General features: G+C 46.4%; 14 protein-coding genes and 1 other RNA gene. 9 read left to right on the top strand and 6 right to left on the bottom strand.

Annotated elements, in window-relative coordinates; genetic code table 11:
• Positions 1-24: 24 nt before the first annotated feature.
• The 3 genes from MASE_RS03520 to MASE_RS03510 are packed head-to-tail and all read left to right on the top strand — an operon-like array spanning position 25 to position 4,867.
• Entirely contained in the window at positions 25-1,203 is a 1,179-nt protein-coding gene (locus MASE_RS03520) for an ABC transporter substrate-binding protein (RefSeq protein WP_014948379.1), read from the top strand.
• A complete protein-coding gene (locus tag MASE_RS03515) occupies positions 1,200-4,079 on the top strand; it encodes an ATP-binding protein (protein ID WP_170826495.1) in 2,880 nt (959 codons plus the stop codon). Before MASE_RS03520 ends, MASE_RS03515 begins: the two co-directional genes overlap by 4 nt.
• A 23-nt stretch (positions 4,080-4,102) precedes the next feature.
• Positions 4,103-4,867, top strand: coding sequence for a substrate-binding periplasmic protein (locus MASE_RS03510; protein WP_014948377.1), 765 nt, complete (start codon positions 4,103-4,105; stop codon positions 4,865-4,867).
• Between the two features lie 19 nt (positions 4,868-4,886).
• Here MASE_RS03510 and MASE_RS03505 read toward each other — a convergent pair whose 3' ends face one another.
• Positions 4,887-5,831 (bottom strand): DMT family transporter, encoded by a 945-nt coding sequence (locus MASE_RS03505; RefSeq protein WP_014948376.1) that lies wholly within the window; start codon positions 5,829-5,831, stop codon positions 4,887-4,889.
• Between the two features lie 400 nt (positions 5,832-6,231).
• On the opposite strand from MASE_RS03505, the gene MASE_RS03500 reads away from it, so the two are divergent.
• The gene (locus MASE_RS03500) at positions 6,232-8,628 is read left to right on the top strand and encodes a TonB-dependent receptor (protein ID WP_187289705.1); all 2,397 of its coding nucleotides are present in this window, start codon (positions 6,232-6,234) and stop codon (positions 8,626-8,628) included.
• Positions 8,629-8,696: 68 nt separating this feature from the next.
• Here MASE_RS03500 and rnpB read toward each other — a convergent pair.
• From rnpB to MASE_RS03485, 4 genes are all read right to left on the bottom strand, one after another.
• An RNA gene (gene rnpB / locus MASE_RS19855) (RNase P RNA component class A) lies at positions 8,697-9,047 on the bottom strand.
• 37 nt (positions 9,048-9,084) lie between these two features.
• Positions 9,085-10,548, bottom strand: coding sequence for a potassium/proton antiporter (locus tag MASE_RS03495; protein WP_014948373.1), 1,464 nt, complete (start codon positions 10,546-10,548; stop codon positions 9,085-9,087).
• Between the two features lie 161 nt (positions 10,549-10,709).
• Positions 10,710-13,277, bottom strand: a complete 2,568-nt coding sequence (gene secD, locus MASE_RS03490) for a protein translocase subunit SecD (protein WP_014948372.1) — start codon at positions 13,275-13,277, stop codon at positions 10,710-10,712.
• A gap of 85 nt (positions 13,278-13,362) precedes the next feature.
• The gene (locus MASE_RS03485; RefSeq protein WP_231513040.1) at positions 13,363-13,677 is read right to left on the bottom strand and encodes a hypothetical protein; all 315 of its coding nucleotides are present in this window, start codon (positions 13,675-13,677) and stop codon (positions 13,363-13,365) included.
• A gap of 288 nt (positions 13,678-13,965) precedes the next feature.
• Here MASE_RS03485 and MASE_RS03480 point away from each other — a divergent pair, with 288 nt between their 5' ends.
• The 5 genes from MASE_RS03480 to MASE_RS03460 are packed head-to-tail and all read left to right on the top strand — an operon-like array spanning position 13,966 to position 23,161.
• Positions 13,966-17,265: a transglutaminase family protein gene (locus MASE_RS03480; RefSeq protein ID WP_014975735.1), complete on the top strand. Its 3,300-nt coding sequence runs from the start codon at positions 13,966-13,968 to the stop codon at positions 17,263-17,265.
• 20 nt (positions 17,266-17,285) lie between these two features.
• Complete coding sequence (locus MASE_RS03475) at positions 17,286-19,868, top strand: circularly permuted type 2 ATP-grasp protein (protein ID WP_014948369.1); 2,583 nt, start codon at positions 17,286-17,288, stop codon at positions 19,866-19,868.
• Positions 19,865-20,743, top strand: coding sequence for a transglutaminase family protein (locus tag MASE_RS03470; protein WP_014948368.1), 879 nt, complete (start codon positions 19,865-19,867; stop codon positions 20,741-20,743). Before MASE_RS03475 ends, MASE_RS03470 begins: the two co-directional genes overlap by 4 nt.
• 10 nt (positions 20,744-20,753) lie before the next feature.
• Positions 20,754-22,229: a circularly permuted type 2 ATP-grasp protein gene (locus MASE_RS03465; protein ID WP_014948367.1), complete on the top strand. Its 1,476-nt coding sequence runs from the start codon at positions 20,754-20,756 to the stop codon at positions 22,227-22,229.
• A gap of 11 nt (positions 22,230-22,240) precedes the next feature.
• Entirely contained in the window at positions 22,241-23,161 is a 921-nt protein-coding gene (locus MASE_RS03460) for an alpha-E domain-containing protein (RefSeq protein ID WP_014948366.1), read from the top strand.
• Between the two features lie 153 nt (positions 23,162-23,314).
• Here MASE_RS03460 and MASE_RS03455 read toward each other — a convergent pair whose 3' ends face one another.
• Entirely contained in the window at positions 23,315-23,971 is a 657-nt protein-coding gene (locus MASE_RS03455; protein WP_014948365.1) for an NAD(P)H-dependent oxidoreductase, read from the bottom strand.
• Positions 23,972-24,141 lie beyond the last annotated feature (170 nt).

Below are 24,141 nucleotides of genomic sequence, written 5' to 3'. Positions count from 1 at the left end.
GGTTAACATTTAGGTAGCCTATTCATGCGTGCACTTTCTATCTTTCTCTCGCTGGCTTGCGTCTTTTCAATTTTTACTGCAAGTAAAGCATTAAGTTCAACGGAACCTCTGGTGATTGGTATTGATGCCGATCTTTCAGCGGTAGCTGTTGAAGGTGGCATCGCTATTACAAGAGGGGTCGAGCTTGCCGTCGACGAAATAAATGCCGCTGGTGGGATTCTAGGTCGTCAAATAAAAGTTATTGCGAAAGACCATCGCGGCAACCCAGCTCGAGGTGTATATAACATTGAGCAATTTTCCCAAACTCCCAATTTACTTGCGGTAGTAGGCGGCGTTCATACACCTGTAGTTCTCGCTGAAGTCGACCCAATACACGAAAAAAACATTTTGATGTTGGTTCCTTGGGCAGCGGGGACGCCTATTATCGACAACGGGCACTCACCGAATAACATATTTCGCGTGTCGGTACGCGACGCTGAAGCAGCGTCAGTCCTAATTAATCACGTCAAATATATGGGGCTTTCAAATATTGCGTTAGTACTGGAAAGAACAGGATGGGGACGCTCAAACCTTGAATCATTAACACAAGCTGCAAGTAATAATGATATTGATATAACAGCAACCCATTGGATAAATTGGCAGCAGAAAGACTTTTCTGAGGATATCGCGGCAATAAAAAGCGCGAAAGCGGAAGCGATCATTCTTGTCACTAACGTTCCTGAAGGTGTTGTGGTACTCGATGAGATGGCAAAACAAGGCATCGCCTCTCTCCCAGTTGTGTCGCATTGGGGAGTCGCGTCGGGTCAGTTCGCCTCTTTACTTGCAAAGCCCATCGCTAACTACAATGTGTCAGTACTTCAAACCTTCCACTTCAACCACCAGAAAAATACCAAGGCAAAAAGCTTGTTAGAAGCCTATTATAATAAGTATGGCTTGGTGGATGCGACTGCGATTGGTGGTGTGACAGGTTTGGCTCATGCTTATGATTTAACTCATTTAATCGCGGCAGCTGCCGCGAAAGCTGGTAGTATAGAAGTAGACGCATTACGCGGTGCGCTAGAGTCTCTTCAAAATGTGCAAGGTGCAGTGAAGCACTACACAGCTCCATTTTCAGAGGACAGACACGATGCACTCTGGGCAAAGGATTATTTTATGACTACGTTTAACGAAAAAGGTCACTTGGTAACAACGGGCGTGCAATGATGCAGCAGCCCCCAAGGTTACGCTCTCTTCTGCTTTCAAGCATGCTACCGCGACTGGTTTTACTCGTCGCGGTTTTGTCTATCATTCTATTTGCTCTCTCTTTTCACTTCATTGTTAAACAAACCGACCAGCTTCAACAACAATCTGTTGATGGTTTAGAACAAGATATCAATTACATTGTTAGCGATACCACTAGACAGCTAGCAGACTTGGCAGCTAACGATATCATCATCAATTCCTTGGTTGATTTCGAGCAAAGGGATAATTACCTTCCCATGTTTTTCCGCTCGTTAAATTTAACTCAGGCGAAAAGTGTCGAGTTTGCGCTATTTGATTTTGCCGGGAACCGGGTGATTGATAAAAACTGGAATGCTGTTATCCCCGAGTCGCTCAGTAGTGCATGGCGCCAGCAAACCCTTGGTTCATCGAATGCATACTCCTCGGTATCAAAGTACGGCGTATTAATAAGCGTTCCAGTGTTACTTAGAGGCGTAGCGGAAGGCGCACTTGTCATGTATGTGGATAGCTTGCAGTCTTTGCTCGCGCCCTATCCCAGACTGACTAACCAGCTTGTTACCGACTCTAGTGGGCATGTCCTGTTTAGCAGTGAGCCCTCACTCATTGCTCCCAACTCAAGCTTTTCCGATTTTGATGACAGCGGCTACGCTATAAAAAAGGCTGATTGGCAAAATCTAACCTTGTACAGCGTTAAACCCACCATCACCGCATACAGAGAAGCCGCATGGACTGGGATTGTATTGCTGGCAATGATCGTAGGCTTCGTATTTATCATTTTGCATATGGTGAGTATGACGGGAACGCTTGCCGAGCGAACACTTTCGACTTTGTACAATGACATTAAGAATCGACTAAACAGTGATGATAAGACCTCACTACGCCTTGATAGTGACGTTGAGGCCCAAGAACTTGCGGATATTCGCGAAGCGTTTGACAAACTGATTTGGGATTTGACAGAGGTTTCGCTGTCTAACGAACAGTTTTCCAACGTGTTGGAATCAATGGGCGATATGCTTGTAGTGGTTGATCAAGACAAGCAAACTTTACTTTCTAATAAGCGCTTCGACGACTTTTGTCATGACCAGTACGGTGAAAAGAACGGTATTTTGAAGTTCATTATGCAAAAGCTTGCTTCTTCACAGAGCAATGAACTTACACACTTTTCGGTATCAACCGGCCAAGAGCGGTTTGTTCATTGGACTAAAACATCACTGGCCGATGCTAATGGTAATATTCGTGGTGATATCTATGTTGGTAGCGACGAAACTGAACAACGCTCTCTTGAAAGTCACGTTAAAGTGCTCACTCACGCTATGGATGAAGCAACGGTGTCGATCATCATTTCGGACATTAAGCGCGTCGGCCAACCAATAATATACGTAAACAGTGCCTTTGAAGAGCTTACAGGCTACAGTCGTGAAGAAATAATCGGTCATAACTGCAGGTCGATGCAGGGCGATGAAACCAGCAAGCAGACAGTTGACCAAATCCGCAAGGCTATTGCAGTGCGCGAGCCTATTGAAACGACGCTGCTCAACTATAAAAAAGACGGCAGCGCCTTTTATAATCGTTTGAATTTAACGCCGGTAAAAATAAATGGTGAAGTCACTCACTATATCGGGTTTCAACAGGACGTTACTCAACAACGACAAACCGAACAGTATCTTCAGGATGCGCGAGAAAAAGCGGAAGAGTCTGCCCGTCTTAAATCGAGCTTCCTCGCTAGTATGAGCCATGAAATACGCACGCCAATACACGGTATTTCTGGTGTTTTGCAGTTAATGGCTAGCTCTGAACTCACTGAGGAGCAAAAGCACTACCTGTCTCTTGCTAAGTTTAGTATCCAGGGCCTTTTACATATCGTAAATGATATTTTGGACTTCTCTAAAATTGAGGCAGGCCAACTGCAAATTGAAGAAAACCCATTCGACATTTTAGAGTCGCTTGAAAACCTTCAAAGTCAGTACGCGATTATGTGCCAAGAAAAAGGGTTAGCGCTACATTTTCACTTTGATTTACAAGGCTTTCACGTTGTACAAGGCGATGATGTACGCTTTAGACAAATACTCTCGAACTTGTTAGGTAATGCCGTGAAGTTCACCGACAGTGGATGTATTGAAGTCACCACCAGCATTCAGCAAAATGCAGATAACAGCCTTAAGCTTTTATGTAGCGTAAAAGACACCGGCATTGGCATCGCACAAGACAAGCAAAGTACAATCTTTGATGTCTTTACCCAAGAAGACCTTTCTACAACTCGCAAATTCGGCGGAACAGGCCTTGGCCTTTCTATTAGCAAACAATTATGCGAACTCATGGGCGGCGATATAAAACTTGAGAGCGTTAAAGGTCACGGAAGCACGTTCTCTTTCACTATTATGCTTGAACAAGCCGACGAAGCCCTGCTTAAGCCAGTTCACCACTCCTCAGGAGTGAAACGGGAAAAAGGGAAAAAACGCAAAGTATTAATTGTCGAAGACAACGACATTAATCAGGTTATTGTTAAACAGCACCTAAACAACCACACTACATTGAGTGCCAAATCAGGCCTAGAGGCACTTGAAGCGTTGAACAAAATGAAAGTGACCTTTGATGTTGTCTTGATGGACTGTCAAATGCCAGAAATGGACGGCTTTGAAGCAACTAAACGCATAAGAAATGGTGAGGCCGGAGAACGCTATTTGAATGTGCCGATCATCGCACTAACCGCCAATGCCATGAAAGGTGACAAAGAGCGCTGCGTTAACGCCGGAATGGACGATTACCTAAGTAAACCTTTTGATGCTATTGACCTCATCGACAAAGTTGAGCATTGGGCAAGCATTGAAAGAAATAGTGAAGAAAGCGCCGTTCATTAACCTATTGTAGTGGAACATCTTGAGTGAACGCCTTAGCGAGATTAGCCCCTCACATCAAAAAAGTTATTTCGTTTATCTTATTGATTAACGTTTCGCTTTTAGGCGGTGGCGCGACTGCCGATGAAGTACTGCGATATAATCTTGGAACGTCAGGCAGCTCTATCCCGTACGAAAATGCTGTCGACGAAGATAGGGCCGGTATTCTAGTTGAAATCCTTCCCCTTATTATGAATAGAGCAGGTATTAAGACAGAAAAAGTCATGCTCTCTACCAAACGTGCCATGCTTGCATTTAAAACAGGCGCTCTTGATTTCGACTTTTTCAGTCCAAGCTGGCTGTCTAAAGATGAGCCCGCGGGCGACTTCACTTTCTCAGATCCCATTATAGACATCACAGAATACTTTATTACTCTGCCTGAAAACCATAGCCGATACCAAACCGTCGCCTCTATCTACGGTGAAACCGTAGGGATGATCTCCGGCTATGTCTATTTTGATTCTGATAAGTTCGTCAGAATGGACTTTCAAGCCGAGAGTAACCTTATCTTAGCCCTTGGCATGAAACGGATAGATGTCATCATAATGGAGGAAGCAGCGGCGCGTTACTGGTCTTCAATGCACAACATAAAAATAGCGCTGGGCCCCATCCATACCGCAGGCAAAATGGCGTTGCGTATTCACAATCGACATAAAGATAAGCTCCCCGCCATTAACCGCGCCATTGCTGAATTAAAACAAACGGGTCAAATTGATAGAATACTTAACAAGTATTCTGACTTTTCATTATAAGCCACACGCAGTTTCAACATTACGCCGTTGCTTTTTTGCCATAGCGCTTTAAAGCAAAGGGAAATTTTATCGATTGGATTAAAAGGCAAAGACACACCAGCGTCATGCCAACCCACCCCACCGGCTTGAATACTTCGCCAATTAGAAAAATAGCGAAAAGTGTCGCAACCAGTGGCTCAATTAACGTAATAAGCGTAGCTTTACTCGCTTCGGTAGTGCGAAGACCATAGCCAAATAGCAAATAACCAAGAAACATCGGCACAACAGCCATATAGAGTGAAACGCTAATGTGGATAGTGTTAGCAAACAAGTTTTGACCGGTAAACCAGAGGGAAGGCAACAGAGCAACGGCAGCGCAACCGAAAAGTCCGGCCATGGCAGATTTTGAATTTGCGCCAGCGTCAATGTGTTGCTTCGCGGCCCATGAGTATCCAGCGTAAGTTAAACCTGCAATTAAACCCAACATAACGCCGAACACCTGATCATCTTTAGATGCTGACAACGCCATTGCGTCGTGTGCCTTACCCATGGCTAACATGCCAATCCCAAACGCACCAAACACAAAACTAATAAACCATTTTAAAGACACGGGCTTTTTACTTAAAAAATACTCTAAAAGCGCAGCGAATAGTGGTGCACTGGCGATAGAAACCACGGTGCCTATGGCAACGCCTGACAAACGCATTGAGCTGTAAAAGGCCAGCGGATAAATTGCAACACATGCACTGCCAAACAGAAAGGTCAGTGGTGTAGAAAAAAGAATAGGTGCATCCTTTACCAGTGATTTTCGGGCACTAACACAAAGCAATACACCACCTATACCCATTGCAAAGGCACCAATTGCCAGAGGACTGATTTCTGGAGCGAACTGAGCGGCAGTGCCTGTTGTCCCCCACAGAAAGCTTGCGATAACAATTGCTAAGACCCCTTTTACTACATCGCTTGTATTCACTGCCTTCTCCACTCTATTACTCACCTTCTTAGCTTTAACTGTTGAACAATGCTTTCATGTTGTACTTTCTAATTAACCCATCAGCTTTTACTGTGACGCTGATATAAACCGATTGCTGCCGCTTGCTTTTATCACTCAGTCATTTTTGCTCTTAGGGTCAACACCTCGCTCATAAAGATGATACTTAGATTATTGCTTTTGTAATTAGCCAGATAGACGCTTCTTTTGACCTTTTAGACGCACATTCCCCACACACTTCCAATTAACACTAAATTAACAAGAAAAACGTACCGCATTAGATACAACAAAAAGTGAAATATTTGTTTCGCAAGTTATGGAAATAACCCAACTTTTTTGCCACATTACGCCCTTGCCTGATAACAAAATAGAAACAACCAACCTGGATGGACTTATGTTTAAAATAGAAAAATCGTCGTTTAGACGAAGCACACTTAGCGTTGCGGTAATGGGGCTGCTTAGCTCCGGTGCAATGGCGCAGGACACACAACAAAAGGATGACGATGACTTTGAGCAGATCATAGTAACTGCAACAAAGCGTGCAGAATCCATTGAAGACATTCCTTTTTCAATCAACGCACAAACGCAGCGAGACTTTGAACGCAGCGGTGCAGGAAACTTAGAAGACGTCGCAAGAAACGTGGCGAGCGTATCAATTCAGAACTTAGGACCAGGCCAAAGCCAAGTATCTATGCGTGGCGTTTCAGCGGGTCAAATTGTACGAGACCAACCAGGCGTTAAGGAGCAGGTCGGCGTATACCTCGATGAAAGCGTGATCTCGCTGTCTTTATTTACTCCAGATCTCGACCTTTTCGACCTTAACCGCATTGAAACCCTGCGCGGTCCGCAAGGTACGCTTTTTGGATCTGGCTCTATCGGCGGAACCCTTCGCTACATCACCAATCAGCCCGAGTTAGATACCTTTGAAGGTAAGTTTGAAGCTAATCTTAATAGTGTGACAGACGGTGGCGTGGGCGGTCACGTTAAGGGCATGGTAAATGTACCTATTTCCGACACCATTGCCATGCGCGCGGTGGTATACCGCACTGATTACGCAGGCTTTATAGATGCGTTAGGTGAAAACGGCGCGTTTAGCGAAGACGTTAACGACGGCGATAGAACTGGCGGACGCGTAGCTTTCATTATCGCACCCAACGATAAGCTCACGATTACACCACGACTTATCTTCCAAGAATTGGAAATGAACGGGTTTAACAGGCAGGAAGTGTACAATGTGTTTGCTAACCCATACACCACGACCCGCCCACCCATACAATTGGGTGAGCGTGAGCAGTACTTGCTGCTAGAAGAAGGCTTCTCTGACGATACCTTGATTGCTGATGTTACCGCAGAGTATCAGGCTGACGTTGCTGACTTTACCTTTGTTTATAGCTATACCGACCGCGATATTCTTGTAAGTCGTGATGCCAGCGCGCTTTCGGGCTCTGTAAGTATCGATTTAGGGTTTCCGGATGAAGCCGTACTATTACCGTCGAATCTTTTGGACCGAACAGAAGTAGAGCAAGATACCTTTGAACTTCGTGCCGCATCCAATGGCGATGGCGCGCTAGATTGGCTAGTTGGCGCTTTCTACTCTTCTACAGAGCGTGTTTACGACCAATCACTCCCTACCCCTGGGTACGACGCATTTACCGACGCCACCTTAGGTGAAGGCACGTCAGCAGCGGTTGCCAATGGTTTTGAAGCTGATTCTCCCTACAACGCCTATTTACCGTACGACTTGAAGCAGCTTGCTGTGTTTGGGGAAGTGAACTATCAAGTGAACGATGACTTTAAAATGACTGTCGGCTCGCGTTTTTACGATTACGAAGAAGAGCGTCAGTTTATCTCTGGAGGCTTGTTTGCCAATGGCGACAACCAGACCGATTCCACAGAATCAGACGGTTTTACTTCACGTGTAATTGGCCAGTATAGCGTAAACGAAAACGTGAATTTAAATGCTCAGGTGTCTCAAGGATTCAGACTTGGCGGCGTTAACGACCCGCTAAATAGAAGCCTGTGTACCGACCAAGATGAAGCCATCTTTGGTTCGTTCCAAGACTATGACGATGAAAAGCTCACCAACTATGAGATCGGTATGAAATCATCAGGTCGAGGATGGTCAGCTAACATCTCGGCTTTCTATAACGATATTGAAGATCTTCAGGTTACATTGGATGCTGGTTCTTGCTCGTCACGTGTATCATTTAACGTGCCTGACGCCCACACCCAAGGTATTGAATTTGAGCTTACGCGTCAGTTTACTGACCAGCTCTTTTTCTCATTAACGGGTAGCATCATTGAAGCCGAGTTCGATTCAACCGTTGTTGATGGTGATGGTGCGGTACTAGGTGGCGTAGAAGACGGTAACCGCTTAGCTTCAGTACCTGAAGAGAGCTTTGCCATCGCATTTACCTACGATTTAGCGCAGCCTTTATTCTCTTCAAACAGCACCTATTTCCAAGGCTCTTACCAGTATGTGGGTGATCGTATAACCCAGCCTAGTGACCAAGTTGCGGGCGCAGGTATATTCACTTCAGGCCTTGCCTTTGGCGGTGCCACTGGCGCAGAAACAACGGAATTAGACTTGTTGTTAGACGACTACGGCACGCTTAATATGAGCTTCGGTCTTACCTACGATGACTATGAAATATTACTGTATGCAAACAACCTGTTCGACGAAAACGCGCAGCTATCCTTTGATAGAGAACGTGGTGGACGAGCTCGGCTTGGATTTACGGTGAACCAGCCTCGTACAGTAGGCGCAACTTTCCGTTACTTCTTCCAGTAACGAGCGATAAATGTCTCTGCCTGAGGAAATATCCCTTCAGGTAGAGGCTTCACTTTCTTTTGGGAAAAGAGTGGAGTTGGCCGTAAGCCGGGTTCTGTCGTGGGCAACCATTCCTCTAGATCAGCAATCGCTCACTGATTCAAGCAACCTACCCGATCCCCATGCGGGCCACACGTTGAGGGATCCTATTTGGTCTTGCTCCGGGTGGAGTTTACCTTGCCACACTCTGTTACCAGAGGTGCGGTGCGCTCTTACCGCACCCTTTCACCCTTACCGGCATGTAAACATGCTTAGGCGGTCTTCTCTCTGCTGCACTTGTCGTCGGCTCACGCCGCCCAGACGTTATCTGGCACCCTGCCCTTTGGAGCCCGGACTTTCCTCCCCTTTCTTACGAAAGCGGCGATTGCCTGGCCAACTCCGCGGCGCATTCTACATGAAGTACCTTACAATAGCACCCTATTCCTGCTCGCTGTAAAAGCAGTGCTCAACGGCGTTTTTATCAAGCAGTTTGGTGATAATGAAAATTTGATCGCCCATTTCTATTTTGGTACTTCCTTTGGGTATAAGGGTTTCTTCTCCGCGGGCAATCATCGCCACTACCGTATTATCGGGAAGGGCTAATTCACTAATGGTTTTATGTAGTGCCGGCGATAACTTAGATACCTCTATTTCTATAAGCTCGCGCTTGCTCTTAGCGACTTTTACAATCTCCAGCGTGCTCGATTCCTTTACTTCATCGTCCAACACTAAGCCTAACTTACGCGCCGCATAAGGTAAGGTGGAACCTTGCAACAAGGCAGAAATAAGCACGATAAAGAACACGACATTAAAAATGAGCTCGGCGTATGGCATGCCGAATATTAGCGGAAATATAGCGAGTATAATTGGCACCGAACCGCGTAAACCCACCCATGATATAAGCAGCGATGCTTTGAACGAGAATTTTGAAAGCAATAAAATCGGCATAACCACCAGCGGACGTGCAATAAAAATAAGCACAAACGCAATTAAAAGGCCTTCTTTCCAATTAACAAACAGCTCGGTGGGCGTTACCAACAAACCTAAGATAACGAACATGGCAATTTGCCCAAGCCAGGCCAGCCCATCCAGAAACACAAACGTATTACGCTGATAAGCAAAGCGGCTGTTACCCACGACAACACCCGTAATAAAGGTAGCGAGAAAGCCGCTGCCATTTAAGTTCGCAGCAAGGCCAAAAGACAATACACCAAACAACATCACAAATACCGGGTACAAACCGATGGCCATTAAGGTGACGCGTCTGAAAAGCCATACTGCAATATCGCCGATAGCAAGGCCCACTATCGCTCCCACTCCCATTTGACTGGCAAACAGCGAAAGTAAGTCAACTGGCTTAGTGGTGCTGTCTTGAATAAGCGTAATAAGGCCGATTGTGAGGAATATGGCCATTGGATCATTCGACGCACTTTCCAGCTCTAGTGTGGATTTTATTTTTGAAGGAATGCGTATACCAGCGTTGCGCAGAACAGAAAACACTGCTGCGGCGTCTGTCGACCCTACAATAGCACCAAGCAATAAGCCCTTATAAAGCGGTAAATCGAGAATAACCATAGCGGCGATACCGGTGACCACTGCCGTACCAATTACGCCAAAAGTGGCGAGCAACGCGGCGGGTTTCCACGCCTGCGCTATGGACTTTTTTGACGTTTGTAGACCGCCATCAAATAGGATGAGAATAAGCGCAAATGTACCAATGGCATGCGCAGCATCAGCATTATCAAAGAAGATTCGGCCGATACCATCTTCTCCAGCCAACATACCTACACCAAGGAATAAAACTAAAACAGGTACGCCAAAGCGCGGGGACAATTTACTGGCCAGTACGCCCAAAATGGCAAGCACTGCACTGAGTAAAATAATGTGATCAACTGCAAACATTATACGTTCCTTATTGCCCTTGATGCTCTCACGCAAATTATTTGGGTATGCGTGAGAGCATCAAGGGTTCCTGTTAATACTGCTACCTTACCGCGTTTTTGCACCAATGTATTGAGGTACAAAAGCACGCTGAGGTATTGGGGTTAAGGAACTTGTGCCGCCTAAGGGATGTGCGACAACGAAGCCTTAATCTCTTCTGCAGTAGGCTTTAACTGCGCTTTACCTTGTTTCTCTCTTCTACTGCCCAACAAATACAACAGCGTAGAGGTGATAAACAAGGTCGATGACGTGCCAATCACGACAGCAAAAACCATAGGGACTGCAAAACTTTCTACGGCATCACCGCCAAAAATAGCCATCGGTAACAATGCCAACAGCGTGGTAACGGAAGTGAATACCGTGCGGCTTAACGTGCTGTTCACGGCCTCATTAATGGTATCTGCCAATGGCTTGTTTGGGTCTAAACGCAATAATTCACGGATGCGATCAAGCACCACAACCTTATCGTTTATAGAGTAACCAATGAGCGCCAATAGTGCTGCGACAGCCGTTAAGTTAAATTCGATACCCGTAAGCGCGAAAAAGCCTATGGTTTTGGTTAAATCGAGTATCACGGTTAGCAGCGCTGCGCTCGCAAAATGCGCTTCAAAGCGTGCCCACAGATACACCAACATGCCGCCACCTGCGATAAGCAATGCTAGAATGGATAGCTCGGCAAAGCCTCCGCTGACTTTGGGTCCAACCATATCAATTTTATCAAAACTTACCTCACTGTCGGCCTGCGAAATCGCACGCTTTAGTGCGTCAGTCTGCTTTGCGTTGCTATTTTCAAGCTCGCCACTGCTATCTAGAACAGGGGCTCGCAATAAATAGTGATGTTCACTGCCATATTCTTGAATTGCTACCTGATCAAAGCCATTGCTTTCAATCACATTCCTTAGCTCATCGGTAGTAAGGGTTGGTGCGGTCAACTCAATCATGGTGCCACCGGTAAAGTCGACGCCATAATGTAAGCCAGGCTTAGCAAACAAGCCGATTGAAAGCACTGTTAGCACTACCGAAACAGCGAGTGCAATTTTACGCTTTGCCAGAAAATTAATACCGCTTAGCTTATCGCTTAACCGCAAAAGCGGTGATGAAAAGCGCAAAGGAACGCGCTGCTGCGCGCGATCTTGCGTATTCTTGTGCTTCGACTTAACCACTCTTAGCATTAACATTTTAGTTAGGGCTACAGCAGTAAATACCGAAGACACCAGACCAAGGGCAATTGTAATTGCAAACCCTTTAATAGGGCCGCTACCAAACATAAACAACAAGCTTACCGCTATTAGTGTGGTGAAGTTTGAATCCACAATAGTCGCGAACGCTTTATCAAAACCCACTTCTATTGCACTGGCTGCCGGACGACCTTTTTTACTTTCTTCACGAATACGTTCATTAATCAAAATGTTCGCATCGACTGCCATGCCCATGGTTAGGATCAAACCTGCTATGCCCGGTAACGTCAGGGTTGCGCCAAACAGGGTTAATGCGCCAAACACCAACGCCATATTGATACAAAGAGCAAAACTTGCGATAGCGCCCCACCTGCCGTAAATCGCTACCATGAATGCCAATACCAGTAACGCACCTGCCACACCGCTTTCCACTCCGGTTTGAATTGCATCGCTGCCTAAATCAGGCCCCACCGTGCGTTCTTCTATAATGGTAAGTGGCACAGGTAGCGCACCTGTGCGAAGCATTAGTGCAGTGTTGCCCGCCTCGGGCAATGTAAAGTTACCGGTTATTTCACCACGACCACCCGGAATCACGCTATTTATGACGGGGGCTGTAACCACTTTGTCGTCAAGGACGATAGCAAGCACACGGCCGATGTTGTCACGTGTCATAGTGGCAAACTGCTTGGCACCTGCGCTGTCTAATCGGAACGTCACTACTGGCTGGCCATTTTCACTACTTAAGACACCTGCCGCATCAGTAATATGCTCACCTTCTAGCGCCACTTTTTGCTCTAAGCGATAGGTATTACCCGCCGCATCTTGCTTATTCATTACCTGCTCAGACTGGCTGTTCGCGGCCCAGTGAAAAGTCATTTGTGCGGTAGTGCCCAATAATTTTTTAACTTGAGTGGGGTCAGACATACCCGGCATCTGAACTAAAATGGCGTCTTTACCTTGTAGCGTAACACTAGGCTCAGTAAGCCCCGTTTCGTTCAAACGCTTTCGAACTACTTCAACACTTCGGCTTAACGTGTCTTTAACCAGTTGTTCGGTGTATAGCTCGTTAAGCGTAAGGGTAACGGTGCTTTGCTTTATCTCTACATCAAGTGCACTTGAACCATTTGGCTGAGCGGAAATTTGATATGCGGTGTCTTTTACCTTTCTCGCATCATCTGCACTACGCAATGTAAAGACGACACTTCCAGAACGACTATCTTTATGAGTGAGTGAATGAGACGTTTTTGTATAGCGCACGTTTTGACTGCGCAATTCGCTAAGTAAGTCGCTCGAAAAGCTGTTGAGTTGCTTTTCAAACAAGGCGTTGGTGTCTGCGGCTAATAGCAGATGCGAACCACCTTGCAAATCTAAGCCTAAAGATAGTGTGGAAGTGGTGTACCACGTAGGTAACTGCTGTTTAATTGATTGTGGCAATATGTTGGGCGCAGCGCTCAGTAAACCGAGCATAACGATGAGCACATACACAAAGCCACGAAATGAAAATCGTGCCATTTTAAAATCCTGAATAATTTAATTTTTTGAAGCGCCTTAATTTGCAGCTAAGCGAACGTGCTAGCGCATTAAGGCAAAAAGAGAATTAGCTCAGGGATAAAGGTGGGCCGCGAGAAGGTTGGCGGTAGTGTTTGCGAGCACGGGGTACAACATTTGCCATACCCAAACACGACACAATAGCCAGAGCAATAAACCCCAAGGTCAATTCAACAATTGCCTCAGGTCCATCGCCTTGATCGTCACTGTTTTCTAGCTTAGTGCCGGTAAACCGTAACGAATAGCTTTTGCCCGCGTAGTTAAATTGGGCAAGTGGTGACTGCTGACTTACTTCAACTTCATTATTAATTTGACCACTTTGGAAGCTTGCACTAAGGATGAGGCACGAGAGTACCCATGCCATGAAAAGCGGCATGTAGGATGAAAACCCGTGGCGAAAGTTTAGTGCTCTCAAAGTAGTGAATTGTCTATCTGTGAAGGAAAAGTCGCGCTTAAAACACGCGCTGTTTTATAGCGCATATATTGGGGTGAGTATACATTATTCAATATCGTGAGTAACGAGATTACCGTTGAAGCACATAATTTTTGGGTTTTACATTTCTGCCCATCGCTTCTTCTTGTAAGTTTACTCACTTGGATATAAGGTGATTTTTTGTGCTGTTTGTATATCAATTGGCAATGGAGCCATAGCATGACAATCACTGTAGGGATCACACATCATACTGAATACCACTACGATAGAAGTATCAGTATGTCACCGCATACTTTCCGCCTTCGCCCTGCTCCGCATAGTCGAACACCAATAAAAAGTTACTCTTTAAAAGTCTATCCTGAGAATCATTTTATCAATTGGCAGCAAGACCCGTTTGGTAACTACCTTGCACGCGTAGTATTTCCTGAGAAGACTAAAAAGTTCTGGTTCACCGTAGACCTTGTTGCCGAACTGACGGTTATTAACCCCTTTGACTTCTTTTTAGAGTCTTACGCTGAAACCTTTCCGTTTTCGTACGAAAAACGGCTGGCGAGAGACTTAACACCCTACCTTGAGACAGAAGATGCATCGTCTTTGTTTCAGCAGTTAATTGACAATCAGCAGCCTAAAGAGCCTGTTGCTACCGTAGATTTCTTAGTGGGTGTAAACCGCGCCGTATACGACCTGATTGAATACGGTGTGCGCATGGAGCCCGGAGTCCAGAGTATCGACGAAACTCTGCAGAAAAAAGGCGGCTCGTGTCGTGACTCGGCTTGGCTATTGGTTCAGCTATTTCGGCATTTAGGGCTGGCATCGCGCTTTGTTTCCGGCTACCTGGTTCAATTGGCAAGTGATGAAAAGTCTCTTGATGGCCCCAGTGGCCCGGAAAAAGACTTTACCGACCTGCACGCATGGTGTGAGGTATATGTTCCCGGAGCGGGATGGATTGGCCTTGACCCTACGTCTGGGCTTTTCGCAGGTGAAGGGCACATTCCATTGGCGTGTACCCCCGAACCACTGTCGGCAGCGCCGGTTACCGGTGCCATCGATCAATGTGAATCAACGTTTAGCTTCTACAACAACGTACAACGTTTACACGAACCGCCCCGTGTAACCAAGCCTTACAGCGATGCCCAGTGGGCCGCTATCGATAGGCTTGGAGGCCAAATAGACAAAGACTTAGTTAATGCAGGGATAACCCTCACCATGGGCGGCGAACCCACGTTTATTTCCATTGATGATATGGAAAGCGAACAGTGGAATACCGCCGCCGACGGCAAGGAGAAACGCATTTTAGCGCACACGCTTTTCATGAAAATGGTGGAAAGCTTTAGTAATAGTGGCTTTCGCCATTATGGACAGGGTAAGTGGTATCCCGGAGAGCCATTACCTCGCTGGCAATATGCCTGTTACTGGCGTAAAGACGGAACGCCTATCTGGCATAATCAAGCACTACTTGCTGACAACAACGCCACCTATTCTTTCTCACAAAACGAAGCGCAAACATTTGCTACTCAACTAGCCACGGCGTTGGGTTTAAGTGAAAAGGTTGTTGTCACCGCTTATGAAGACGTGCTGTATCATTTATGGCAAGAGGGTAACCTTCCGCAAGACCCGTCACCCGACGCCCCAGAACTGCTTCACGCAATGACCCGCAAAGGCTTTTTAGCCAAGTTGGAACAGGGTTTAGATACACCCGTGGGCTTTATTATTCCCCTCGCCTACGACACGGTTTTTGACGGATGGCAAAGTAGCGTATGGTCGTTTAAACGAGGACACTGCTTCTTGTTACCGGGCGACTCTCCATTAGGTTATCGGCTGCCGTTGAGTAGCTTAGGTAGTCCAGATGCGCTAGCAGAACGGGATCCTGCTGACATGACCGGCACGCTCTCATCCCCAACGTCTCACAAAGGGTATATTAGTGAAAAGTCAGTATTAACCGCCCTTTGTTTAGAAGTGCGCGACGGAAAGTTATGCGTATTTATGCCGCCTGTAAGCCACTTTGAACATTATGCGCTGCTGCTGAACGCTATTGAGTCCATCGCTGATAAACTTGATATTCCCGTGATATTAGAAGGCTATACTCCGCCCTACGACAGTCGCGTTGAAAAGTTTGCGGTTACCCCCGACCCCGGTGTTATCGAGGTCAATGTTCACCCTGCATCCGATTGGCATACTCTGGTAAAAAATACCCATGCCCTTTATGCCATGGCCAAGTCATGTCGACTCGGTACAGAAAAATTCATGCTTGATGGACGGCACGCCGGCACAGGAGGTGGAAATCACGTGACAATGGGTGGGCCGACACCGTTAGAGAGCCCGTTTTTAAAGCGTCCAGACATTCTGCGAAGCTTTATTACCTATTGGCAGCATCACCCTGGGCTTTCCTATTTGTTTTCGAGCCTGTTCATCGGCCCGACTAGCCAAGCGCCTCGTGTCGATGAAGCGCGGGATGAAAGGCTGTACGAACTGGAAATTGCATTCTCTCAAATTCCCGATAGCGAAGTTCCCTCACCTTGGTTGGTTGACCGCCTCCTTCGGCACTTGCTGACTGACCTGACAGGGAATACCCATCGTGCAGAGTTTTGTATCGATAAACTATTCAACCCCGACTCGCCCACGGGGCGATTGGGCATTGTAGAGTTTCGCGGTTTTGAAATGCCTCCTCACGCCAGAATGAGTTTGATGCAAATGCTTCTTCTGCGCACGCTGCTAGCGTGGTTTTGGAAACAACCATACAAGAAGAAACTGGTGCGGTGGGGCACAGAGCTTCACGATCGTTTTATGCTGCCCCATTACGTTCGGCAAGACATCGCTGAAGTATGTAGCGACCTAAACGCAGCAGGCTTTCCCATTAAGCTTGAATGGTTCGATCCGTTTTTTGAGTTTCGATTCCCTCGCTGCGGTAGCCGTGAAGTCGGTCAAATTAAGCTAGATCTCTTTAGCGCTATTGAGCCATGGCATGTATTGGGTGAAGAAGCGACAGGCAGCGGAACTGCGCGTTATGTTGACAGCTCACTTGAACGCGTCCAGCTCACTGTTTCAAACATGCATACAGACCGTTACATAGTGTCGTGTAACGGCCGCAGATTACCGTTAAAACCCACCAATATTCGCGGAGAACATGTAGCCGGAATTCGCTTTAGAGCGTGGCACCCTGCATCGGCGCTTCACCCGACCATTGGCGTGCACGCGCCGTTGGTCTTTGATGTTTACGACAGCTGGGCGGGCCGCTCTTTAGGCGGATTTACCTATCATGTTAGTCACCCGGGCGGGCGCAATTTCTCTACTATGCCGGTCAACGCTTTTGAGGCTGAAGGAAGGCGTATTGCCAGATTCTGGGATCACGGTCATACCCCGTCGGTGGCATCGCCTTCCATGCCTGAGTGGTCGCCTCACTTTGCTACACAGTATGTGGTTGACCATGAAGGTCGCGGTGATTTTGATTTACCTTTGGAAGAAGCCGAGAATGAAGAATATCCAAATACGCTGGATTTGCGCCGGCCTCCTACACTATAGTTTAAGTGACAATCGATTTTATGAGTGAAGATTTCACCATGCCAGAATGGCTTAGCAGCTATATCAATTCGAGCACTGCTGCGGATGAGAGCAAACGTCTGCTCAATACGTTATTTTCTCGTTTGTCAGGCCTTAACAGTGACGAGCTGTCCTTTAGAGCAAATGAAATTCGCCGACTAATGCGAAACAGTGGTTTTGCGGATATCGATGAACACCAGAATTGGCAGCTAGATCCCTTGCCTATGCTCATTTCAAGCCAAGACTGGGAAATGCTCAGCCGCGGCATTGAACAGCGAGTCTTACTGCTCAATAAAGTGCTATTAGACCTTAACTCAGACAGGCAAACGCTAACCAACGGCGTTTTCTCTACAGACCACTTGATGCGTCATCCTTACTATCTTGCCGAGAGCCACACGCTTTCCTCGTTAAACAACGGTGTATTTCTAAGCGCGTTTGACATAGCCCAAGATGTAAACGGCGAGTATTTCATGCTGAACGATCACTGCCAGTTCCCTCGCGGTCTTGGACTGCTGCTGGAAAACAGGATTGTGGCAAGAAGGGTAATGAGTGAGGAGTTTGCTGAATGTGGTGTGCAGCGAATAGCAGGCTTTTTTGAGCAATTTCAGCATGCTATTGACCAGGAAACCGCTGCGATTAATGACCCGCGCATTGTTATTTTGTGCAGAGGTCCAGACGATCAGTATTATTCTGAGCAAGCCTATCTTGCCACTTACATGGGGTACACCCTGGTAAGAAGCGCTGATTTAACGGTGAGGAAAGGACAAGTCTGGCTTAAAGCTTTAGACGGATTACGAAAAGTTGATGTCATTTTGCGCTGGATTGAGGACAGATTCTTAGATTCACTGGAGCAAGTTGACTACTCAGCGTTCGGGATTCCCGGGCTTATTCATGCAGTCCGAACTCAGAACGTGGTATTGCTCAACCCCTTGGGCAATGGCGCTATTCAAATTCCTGCCATCAAAAACAACTTGCATAGGGCCGCTGAGTTTTTTAATGGTGAATCTTTACTGCTTCGCCAACAAGAAACCTTTCCCGCAGAAAACCTTACGCAAAGCGATTGGTCGGGATATGAGTTATTAAGTTATGTTGACCCTGAATTAAAATACGACGGTGAAAAAGACGCTGACGCTATTGCAAATACACTACAAACGGTAGCGTTAACCGACCTATTCTGGCGAAAAAAAGTGAATCTTTCGCATACGCCATTTTGGCACGATAAAGGGCTGGTAAGTAAGCCAGTCATTATGCGTTGCTATGCGTTGTACTCACAAGGGCAAGTTTTTATTCTCCCCTCAGCCATGTGTTTTACGCCCAAGGCAGCGCGCACCGATGGCAAAACAGAAATAAAGGACACGTGGGTTGAAACCATAGGTCCGCCACAAGAGCGTGCGCCTTCTATTCCCAAATCACTGCAATCAGATGCAGACTTAGCGCTAGTCGAGGGGCTACTGCCTAGCAGAACGGCGGAAAACCTATTTTGGTTGGGCTGCGCCGTAGAGCGAAGTGAAAACGTGATTCGGTTGGTCAGGGTATTTATAGACAAATTCACTGAGCTTGCCATTTATCCCGATGAGGCGCACAGAAATGCCCTGCTACGATTTAAATCTGGGTTAGAACAGCAGGCATTAATTTACCCTTACCTTACACCAGACGCAGCGAAAATAACCGTCAACGAAGGAGGATTCAAAGAATTAGTGATATCGCTAATTAACGATAACTCCTTCGCCGGCGGCCTTTACAGTAGCATTAATATGGTGGTGCAAAGCGCGCTGCAAGTGAGAGAGCTACTTTCTTATGACAGCTTGCGCATTATCGAAAGCCTAGAAGAGGAACATCACGAATTTAGTACCATTACCGAGCAGACGCCGACGCACAGATTACAAAGTACACTCGATAAATTAATTGGGCTTACCATGGCGTTTAACGGCTCTATTCAAGACAGCCTGTCTAAAAGTAATGGCGCCTTTATGATAGAAATTGGACGACGGTTAGAGCGCAGTAAACAGCTTGTGTCTATGGTGCAAAATCTGCTGCAATTCCCTCTGCCCGAGGCTGAGCAACAAAACGTGCTGGAAATCGTGTTGGTGGCGCAAGTGAGCGCTATTACCCACAGGCGTCGATACCGTGCGTTTCAAAGTATCGAAACGGGATTAGAGCTATTGCTTTTAGATGCCGAGTACCCACGCTCATTAGCTCATCAAATCCAAAAAATTACCGAGCTTTGCGAAAGCTTGCCGGTAAGCGCCAAGCCCGGTTTTTTAAGTACCACAGAGAAAATTCTGTTGCAGTTAAAAGCAAGCTTCGCGCTGGCTGACAGACAGACCTTAAATATCAACACTAATCAAGCACCTTCGGGCTTAGTGTCTTTACTAAAAAGCGTGACATCACAACTGCAGAAATTTAGCGAAATGATGCAAACTCAATACTTCAGCCACACTAAGCCTGCGTCACAACTGCACTGGTCCGGCATTGGCACCGCGTCTGTACAGGTCGTCGAAAAACCAATAGATGAGGAAGCGACAGCTCCGTTAGCTAGTGCGCCTGATGCCAGTAGTCCGAATGACAGTGAGGTGAAAAAATGAAGTACACCATTCGTCACGTCACTACCTACAAGTATTCCGACAAGGTGAGCCTGACACAAAACCATGCCCGCCTAATACCGCTAAACACCTTTAATCAAAAGAGGATTAGCGCCAGTGTCACCATTGTGCCTGAACCTGACTATCAGGCAGAGTTTAAAGACTACTTCGACAACACGGTAACGGTGTTTGAAATACCCACTTTGCATGAAGAAATGCAGGTCATCGCAACCAGTGAAGTTGAAATTCAAGGAGCACCATTACAAGGTCTGTTTGCGCACAATACACAATGGGAAAGCGTGAGAGATCAAATCCGCTACCCAGTAGATCAGAGCATGTTGGCAGCGCAGTTTTTCAGTATTCCTACTCGCTTAACGCAGGCCAATAAAGCGATTTTAGACTATACCTTGATGTCGTTTACGCCTGGCCGCTCTATCGTAGAGTCGTGCGACGACTTAATGAACCGCATTTTTAACGATTTTACCTTTGACCCGTCCTTCTCGACGATTAACACCCCAGTAAGCCACGTGTTTGAGCACAAGCGGGGCGTATGTCAGGACTATGCCCACCTAACACTTACTTGCTTACGCAGTATTGGTTTGGCGGCGCGCTATGTAAGTGGATATATCGAAACGATTCCACCACCGGGTCAGGAAAAGCTTACTGGTGCAGACGCCACCCACGCTTGGGTTGCGCTTTTTGTACCGGGCTCTGGTTGGATTGATTACGACCCGACCAACAATTTGAAACCCTACGACCAGCACGTTACGTTAGCTGTCGGACGAGATTTTGCAGATATCACACCGCTTAAAGGCATTATGTTTGGTGGTGGAAATCAGGTTTTAGACGTTTCAGTGGATATGAATCGCGGACAATAAGGAGCGTAGTTTGAGTAGTCAAAAACAAAGTCAGACGTTATCGAAAGCTGTGAGTCTGGAACACTGCAATTTTTCCGAGTTTTACGATGAACTGATAGATAAAAATGGAAAACCCCGCCCTCACGGTGCGCCGTTAATGGATTATTTGTCGCAATTAAGTGAAGAAGAGTTAAAAAACGCGCAAGACGCCGCCGAGTTGGTGGTGAAAGAAATGGGTATTACCTTCACGGTTTATGGTGAAGGAAGCTCAATAGACCGAGCGTGGCCCATCGATATCATTCCTCGCATTATCCCAAATAAAGAATGGCAACGCGTAGAAGAAGGGCTTAAACAGCGCGTAAAAGCCCTTAATATGTTCATCGACGATCTGTATCACGATCAGAAGATTATTAAAGATGGCGTTTTTCCTAAAGCGCTTCTCGACAAGTCCGTGAACTTTAGAAAGCAGTGCGTGGGTGTTTCTCCCCCAAACGGTATCTGGGCACATATCTGCGGCTCTGATTTAGTGCGAGATAGCGACGGCACCATTTACGTACTGGAAGACAACCTGCGCGTACCTTCTGGCGTGTCTTACATGTTAGAAAACCGCTCAGTGCTGAAGCGTGTCTTTCCAGACATGTTCGAGAAAATGGATATTCTTCCCGTAAACGACTATCCCTCACAGCTGTTCGACATGTTGTCGAGTCTATCACCGCGTCCTCAGGATAAACCTGAAGTTGTGGTACTTACACCCGGTATCTACAACTCTGCCTACTTTGAACACTGCTATCTTGCTCAGGAAATGGGGTGTGAGCTAGTAGAAGGTCGAGATCTAACCGTAGAAAAAGACGACTGCGTATATATGAAGACGATTAAGGGCCTACGCAGAGTGGACGTTATCTACCGCCGTATTGACGATATGTTTTTAGACCCAGAAGCGTTTAACCCTGATTCGATGCTGGGCGTTCCCGGGCTAATGCGAGCGTGGAGTAAAGGCAAGGTAACGCTGATCAACGCGCCGGGGGCTGGCGTGGCAGACGATAAAGTGGTGTACACCTATGTGCCTGACATGATTCGCTATTATTTGGATGAAGAGATTAAGCTGCCTAACGTAGAGACCTACCGTTGTTATGAGCCCGAAGACTTCAAATATGTTGAAGCCAATATCGACAAACTTGTAATAAAGCCTGCCAATGAATCGGGAGGCTACGGCTTGCTGATTGGACCGAAATCAACCAAAAAGCAGCAGCAAGAAACCCTTGCTCAAATAAAGGCTGACCCCAGAAACTGGATAGCACAGCCTACCTTGAATTTGTCTACCGTCCCCACTATTGACGGTTCTACAATTGAAGGGCGACATGTGGATCTTCGCCCTTTCATCCTTTCATCAGGTACTCACACCTATGTCACAACGGGAGGCCTCACTAGGGTTGCCCTTGTTAAAGGTTCCCTCGTGGTCAATTCATCACAAGGCGGTGGTAGTAAAGATACTTGGATTGTGGATTAGGAGGGACTGACATGTTATCACGAGTTGCTGAAACGCTTTATTGGACGGCGCGCTACGTTGAAAGGGCTGAAAATCTCGCTCGCTTGATCAATGTTAACAACCTCCTGCTGATGGACTTACCCAAAGGGTTTTCGCCAGGCTGGGAGCCATTGCTAGACATAACGGGAAATCGCGAGCCATTTGAGGCCATTTATAATGAATACAGCGAGAAGAATGTCGTTAAGTTTCTTACGGTAGACACACGCAATCCGTCTTCCATATTAAATTCCCTTCAATACGCAAGAGATAATGCGCGCACAATCAGAGACGTTATTCCAAGAGAAGTGTGGGAAACGCTGAACGCACTTCACTTATCGGTAAAAGAGAACAGTACAAGCTTTCTAAGTAAACGCGGGCGCTTTGCAAGTTTAAAACAGGTAATCAATCAGTGTTTACTAATGTTTGGAACCATGGATGCCAGCATGAGCCACGATGAAGGCTATTTCTTCTGGCGCTTTGGTGCGGCATTGGAGCGGGCTGATATGACATCAAGGATAATTGACGTTCGCTCATCGACCCTTACCGAAGACATGAGTGACCTGCCATTCGAAAACATCTTATGGATGAGCGTACTTAGAAGCCTGAGCGGCTACCAAATGTATCGCCAGAAAATGGGCGTTCGCATACGTCCGGGCGATGTGTTGTTATTTATGCTACATAGCAAGGAGTTTCCGCGAAGTGTGTTGTTCTGCTTGAACAAACTAAAGAGTTTGTTCCTCAACTTGCCCGACAATGAAGCGATGATAGAGCGAATTGACCACAGTATTAGTGATTTAGAAAAGCAGCCAGTTGCGACACTTCGAGGACGAGCGCTTCACAACTATATCGACGAGCTTCAAATTGATTTTGCCGACATTCATCAACAACTCGCAGAGCAATACTTCTTACATTAGTGCGCGTTTTTTCCGCGTCTGTCGGTGCGCAAAGCAAAAGAAGTTATAAGTGAACACAGGAAATGGAAGCCAGAACATAAAAGTAAGAAAACAAAACAAAGCCCGCGCTAAGCGGGCTTTGTTATATTCATAGCAAGCTTGTGTTGTCAGGTATTACACAACCGCGATCACATCTTCTTTTGCAAGGCGCGCTTTCGGTAAACCATGGTTCCAATCTTGCTCTGTATCTGGGTAGCCCATGGCAAGTGCCACTTCGCAAACGTGGCCGTCTAGCTCATCTTTAAACTGTTCGCCAAGCAATTCGGCGTCAACACCTTCCATCGGCGTAGACGCTATGCCTAAACGCGCCAGCGTGTGAAGAACATTGCCTAGCGCTAGATAAACTTGCGCTTTGGTCCAAGCCGCGTTGTTACCGTTCTCATCGGTGTTCGCTTCAGCAAATGCGTAAGCGCCCATGAAGTTTTCACGCATATCTTCGGGTAAATGACCAGACGATACTTCTGCATCGACACGCTTTACAAATTTCTCTTTCGTAAATTTAGGATCATAAGCAAACAGAATAGTATGCGATGCTTCTTTAGCGTGATGCTGATTGAACTGATGCTTGTTGGCAAAGCTTTCGTGTAAACGCTGCTTGGCTTCATCACTTTCAACAACCACAAATTTCCATGGCTGAGAGTTGATTGAAGACGCTGATAATCTCAACGCCTCAAGAATTGTCGCCAGATCATCAGCTGAAATGCGTTTATTCGCATCGTACTGTTTAACCGTGTAACGCTTATTTAAATCTTCAATAATTGGATGAGACACAACTAACTCCTCAATACGTCTGCTATTTGTTGTTCACGCATGAATGCTGCGAACAGAAAATTAAAGTACTCAATGAATATGGCGTGTATGGTATAGATTCGGCTTTTCAATGATAAGCCCTATAAAAAACGAATCAGTTTCAAATATTTTTTGATAATAAAAATTCGATA

Origin of the sequence: Alteromonas macleodii ATCC 27126 (genome assembly GCF_000172635.2) — a bacterium.
GTDB lineage: Bacteria > Pseudomonadota > Gammaproteobacteria > Enterobacterales > Alteromonadaceae > Alteromonas > Alteromonas macleodii.
The sequence above is the reverse complement of the archived record's forward strand: the minus strand, read 5'-3'. Positions and strand labels throughout refer to the sequence as shown.

Bases quoted from the DNA above. Each gene is read 5' to 3' on its own strand.
- MASE_RS03520 (WP_014948379.1), top strand. From the start codon at position 25: ATGCGTGCACTTTCTATCTTTCTCTCGCTGGCTTGCGTCTTTTCAATT.
- MASE_RS03515 (WP_170826495.1), top strand. From the start codon at position 1,200: ATGATGCAGCAGCCCCCAAGGTTACGCTCTCTTCTGCTTTCAAGCATG.
- MASE_RS03500 (WP_187289705.1), top strand. From the start codon at position 6,232: ATGTTTAAAATAGAAAAATCGTCGTTTAGACGAAGCACACTTAGCGTT.
- MASE_RS03495 (WP_014948373.1), bottom strand. From the start codon at position 10,548: ATGTTTGCAGTTGATCACATTATTTTACTCAGTGCAGTGCTTGCCATT.
- secD (WP_014948372.1), bottom strand. From the start codon at position 13,277: ATGGCACGATTTTCATTTCGTGGCTTTGTGTATGTGCTCATCGTTATG.
- MASE_RS03485 (WP_231513040.1), bottom strand. From the start codon at position 13,677: ATGGCATGGGTACTCTCGTGCCTCATCCTTAGTGCAAGCTTCCAAAGT.
- MASE_RS03480 (WP_014975735.1), top strand. From the start codon at position 13,966: ATGACAATCACTGTAGGGATCACACATCATACTGAATACCACTACGAT.
- MASE_RS03475 (WP_014948369.1), top strand. From the start codon at position 17,286: ATGAGTGAAGATTTCACCATGCCAGAATGGCTTAGCAGCTATATCAAT.
- MASE_RS03470 (WP_014948368.1), top strand. From the start codon at position 19,865: ATGAAGTACACCATTCGTCACGTCACTACCTACAAGTATTCCGACAAG.
- MASE_RS03460 (WP_014948366.1), top strand. From the start codon at position 22,241: ATGTTATCACGAGTTGCTGAAACGCTTTATTGGACGGCGCGCTACGTT.